Annotated in this window: 4 protein-coding genes; all 4 read right to left on the bottom strand. The window is 72.9% G+C overall.

Features of this window, described 5'->3' with window-relative positions:
• On the bottom strand, positions 1-691 hold a 691-nt coding region (locus H5J30_RS21910; protein ID WP_181789097.1), incomplete at its 3' end, for a dihydrodipicolinate synthase family protein.
• Between the two features lie 8 nt (positions 692-699).
• Positions 700-1,728 (bottom strand): NAD-dependent epimerase/dehydratase family protein, encoded by a 1,029-nt coding sequence (locus H5J30_RS21905; RefSeq protein WP_181789096.1) that lies wholly within the window; start codon positions 1,726-1,728, stop codon positions 700-702.
• Positions 1,729-1,737: 9 nt separating this feature from the next.
• The gene (locus tag H5J30_RS21900; RefSeq protein WP_181789095.1) at positions 1,738-2,712 is read right to left on the bottom strand and encodes a carbohydrate ABC transporter permease; all 975 of its coding nucleotides are present in this window, start codon (positions 2,710-2,712) and stop codon (positions 1,738-1,740) included.
• A gap of 2 nt (positions 2,713-2,714) precedes the next feature.
• Complete coding sequence (locus tag H5J30_RS21895; protein ID WP_181789094.1) at positions 2,715-3,626, bottom strand: carbohydrate ABC transporter permease; 912 nt, start codon at positions 3,624-3,626, stop codon at positions 2,715-2,717.
• Positions 3,627-3,658: the final 32 nt, after the last annotated feature.

The raw sequence follows: 3,658 nt of genomic DNA, 5'->3' as shown, positions 1-3,658 counted from the left end.
ACCAGCGCCGGCCCGCGGCCGTGTCGTACGGGGTGAGCAGGTCGCCGACGATGTCGTCGTCGTTGCCGGTGTAGAGCGCGACCTCCGGGCCGCGGTCGGCGGCGGCGACCGCGCGGACCACGTCCGCGGTGCGGTACCGGTCGAACGGCGCGATCTTGATGGCGGCCGTCGAGGGCTGGTCGGCCAGCGCCGCCCAGAACGCGGGGGACAGGTACCGCCCGCCGACGGCCTCCTGCAGATAGAAGCCGATGACCGGCAGCACCTCGCCGACGGCGCGGGCCCGGTCCAGGAGCCCGTCCTCGTTGGCGCCCGGGACGGCCGGGCTGAGCAGCACGGCGTCGTAGCCCAGCGACGCGGCCAGTTCGGCCTCGGCGACGGCCTGCGCGGTGTAGCCGCAGGCGCCGGCTATCTTCACCGCCGGGCGGCCGGAGGCGGCCGTGCTCTCCGCCGCGGTCTCCGCGGCGAGTTCGAGGACCGGCCGCAGCAGGCCCACCTGGGGCTCGCGGATGGCGAACTGGGTGGTGTGCACGGCGACGGCGATGCCGCCGGCGCCGGCACCGAGGTAGTAGCGGGTCAGGGCGCGCTGGCGGCGCTCGTCCAGGCGCCGGTCCGCGCTCAGGGCCAGCGGGTGGGCGGGGATGACGGCACCGTCGGCGAGGACGTCCAGCGGGGTGGGGCGGTCGGTGGGCATGGGGCGGCTCAGAACCTTCCGTCGCGTACCTGGAACTTGGTGGGCTTGCCGGACAGCGGGAGCCCGCGGCGCAGCCAGTCGGCCTGCCAGCCGACGAGGGTGCGCAGCGGCACGTCCGGGTAGCCGAAGAGAGCGTGGCAGGCCCCGGCGTCGGAGAGGAGGGCCGTGGGGGCCTCGGTTCCCTCGAAGACGGGCTCCGCGCCGAACTCCGCGCCGAAGCGGTGCGCCAGCCGGCGTACCGCGGCGGTCTCGGGGCCGGCGATGTTGAGGGTGAACGGCTCCTCGGCGCGGGCGTGCAGCAGCGCGCGCAGGGCGACTTCGTTGGCGTACCCCTGCCAGACGACGTTGACGTGCCCGGTGGTGACGTCCACGGGCGCGCCGGCCCGCACCCGCTGGACGATGTCGGCGAGGACGCCGTAGCGCAGGTCGACCGCGTAGTTGAGGCGCAGCAGCGCCACCTTCGTGCCGCGGGTGAGCGCCGCGTGCGCGAAGAGCCGCTCGCGGCCCAGGCACGACATGGCGTACTCGCCGACCGGGCCGACCGGGTCCGACTCGGTCGAGCCGCCGGTGCCGACGGACACCAGCGGGTAGACGTTGCCGGTGGAGAACGCCGCCACACGCGAGTCCGCCCAGCGCCGCGCGACGCGCTCCGGCAGCCCCGCGTTGACCGCCCAGGCGTGCGAAGGCGCCCCGGCGGAGCCGAACTTGGCGCCGACCATGAAGACGACGTTCCCGGCGTCCGGCAGGGCGGCCAGGTCGGCGTCCGGGTCCATCAGGTCGAAGGCCGCCGTGCGCACCCCCGCGGCCCGGAGCCGCTCGGCCGCGGCCGGGTCCGACCAGCGGGACACCGCGTGGACTGCCGTGTCCGTACGGCCCGCGGCGTCCAGCGCGCGCCGCGCCAGCCGGCACAGGCTCGGCCCCATCTTGCCCCCGGCACCGAGCACCAGCAGGTCGCCCTCCAGCCGGGCCATGTCCTCCACCAGTCCCCGGGAGGGGGTGGCCAGGCGCTCTTCGAGCGCTGTCTCGTCAGCGAACACGATCGGTTCTCACCCCTTGATCCCGGACGCCGTGACGCCCTCGGTGAAGTAGCGCTGGCCCACCAGATAGGCGGCGAAGATGGGCACGAACGCGATGACGGAGCCGGACAGCACGACGTTCAGCGGCACGTTCTGCTGCTGCAGGGACGCGATGCCGACGGTGAGCGTGCGCATGTCCGTGGACTGGCCGATGACCAGGGGCCACAGGAAGTCGTTCCAGTGCCACAGGAAGACGAAGACGCCGAGCGTGGCCAGGATGGGCTTGAGCAGCGGCAGCACGATGCGGCCGAAGATCTGCAGCTCGCTGCAGCCGTCCAGGCGCGCCGCCTCGAACAGCTCGTCCGGCAGCCCCTGGATGAACTGCCGCATGAGGAACACCGCCTGGGCGTTGGCCAGCGTCGGCACGATCAGGCCCCAGTACGTGTCCACGCCGCCGAGCTTCGCGATCATCGCGAACGTCGGGATCATCGTCACGTGGTACGGGACCATCACCATCGACAGGAACGACCAGAACATCGCCTCCCGCCCCGGGAAGCGCTTCTTGGCGAAGGCGTAGCCCGCCAGCGACGACAGCAGCAGCACGCCCACCACCGACGTCAGCGAGTACAGCAGGGTGTTGAAGAGCCAGCGCGGCACGTCCTGGGAGTTCATGACGCTCTCGTACGCCTCGCCGCCCAGCGGCCAGGGCACCAGGCTGCCGGGGAAGTCCACCGCGGCGGCGGGCTTCAGCGACAGCACCACCATCGCGTAGAACGGGAAGACGGTGACGACGGCGGCCACCACCAGGAGCAGCCCGCGGCCTATCCGGCCGCCGGTGCTGCCGCGCATCGCGTGCGGTACGGAGTCGCGGTTCGCGGCGCGCCGCAGGCGGCGCTCGGCGCGCCGGGCGGCGGGCCCGGGCGCGCCGCCCTTGCCGGGCCCGGCCGCCTTCCGGGGTCCGGGCGGTAGCTGCTCGCGCGGGGTCTTCGCGGGGGCCGAGGTCATGGTCAGTCGTCCTTCCCGATCGTCAGCCGCTGGATCAGCGCGACCACCAGCGTCAGCGCGAAGAGCGCCACGCCGATCGCCGCCGCGTAGCCCAGGTCGAAGTACTTGAAGCCGGCGTCGTAGAGCTGGAAGACCAGCGTGTAGCTGGAGTTGGCGGGCCCGCCGCCGGTCATCGTGTAGACCGCGTCGAAGACCTGGAACGAGGCCGTCGTCTCGATCACCGCGAGGAAGAACAGCGCCGGCCGCAGCTGCGGCAGCACGATGTACCGGAACCGCTGCCACGGCCCGGCCCCGTCGGTGAGCGCGGCCTCCTCCAGCTCCCGCGGGATGTCCTGCATCCGGGCCAGCAGGATGAGCATCCCGTAGCCGAACCGCGACCAGATGCCGACGAGTGCCAAAGCGGGCACCACCAGCGTGTCGTGGGAGAGCCACGACTCCTCCGGCAGCCCGATCCAGCCCATCGCCGTCGACCAGGGGCCGCCGGTCGAGAAGATCCACACGAACACGGTCGCGGCCAGCACCAGCGAGGTGACGACCGGCAGGAAGAACACCGACCGGAAGACCTTCGAGCCGCGGAACGCCCGCCGGGTCAGCAGCGCGAGCCCCACCGAGACCGCGATGGTGCCGGGCACGGCCAGCACCGTGTAGATCACGGTGACCTGCAGCGCGTCCCAGAACAGCGGGTCGTCCTTGAGCCGGGTGAAGTTGTCGGCGCCGATGAAGCTGCCGCCCCCGGTCAGGGTGTAGTCGGTGAAGCTCATCAGCACCCCGGCGACCGCGGGGCCGAAGCGGAAGGCGAGGAAGAGCAGGAAGCAGGGCAGGACGAACAGCAGGCCGATCCGGGCCTCGCGGCGCGCGTGCGGCCCGCTGCGGCGCCTTCGCCTGTTCCGGGTAGGTTCCGCGACGACTGCCACGGTGGGTCTCCTTGCGGTACGGGGGTGGTGCG

The sequence above is a fragment of the Streptomyces phytophilus genome (genome assembly GCF_013870535.1).
Classification (GTDB): Bacteria; Actinomycetota; Actinomycetes; order Streptomycetales; family Streptomycetaceae; genus Streptomyces; species Streptomyces phytophilus.
The sequence above is the reverse complement of the archived record's forward strand: the minus strand, read 5'-3'. Positions and strand labels throughout refer to the sequence as shown.

Coding starts and splice junctions, on each gene's coding strand:
- H5J30_RS21900 (WP_181789095.1), bottom strand. CDS start 2,712: ATGACCTCGGCCCCCGCGAAGACCCCGCGCGAGCAGCTACCGCCCGGA.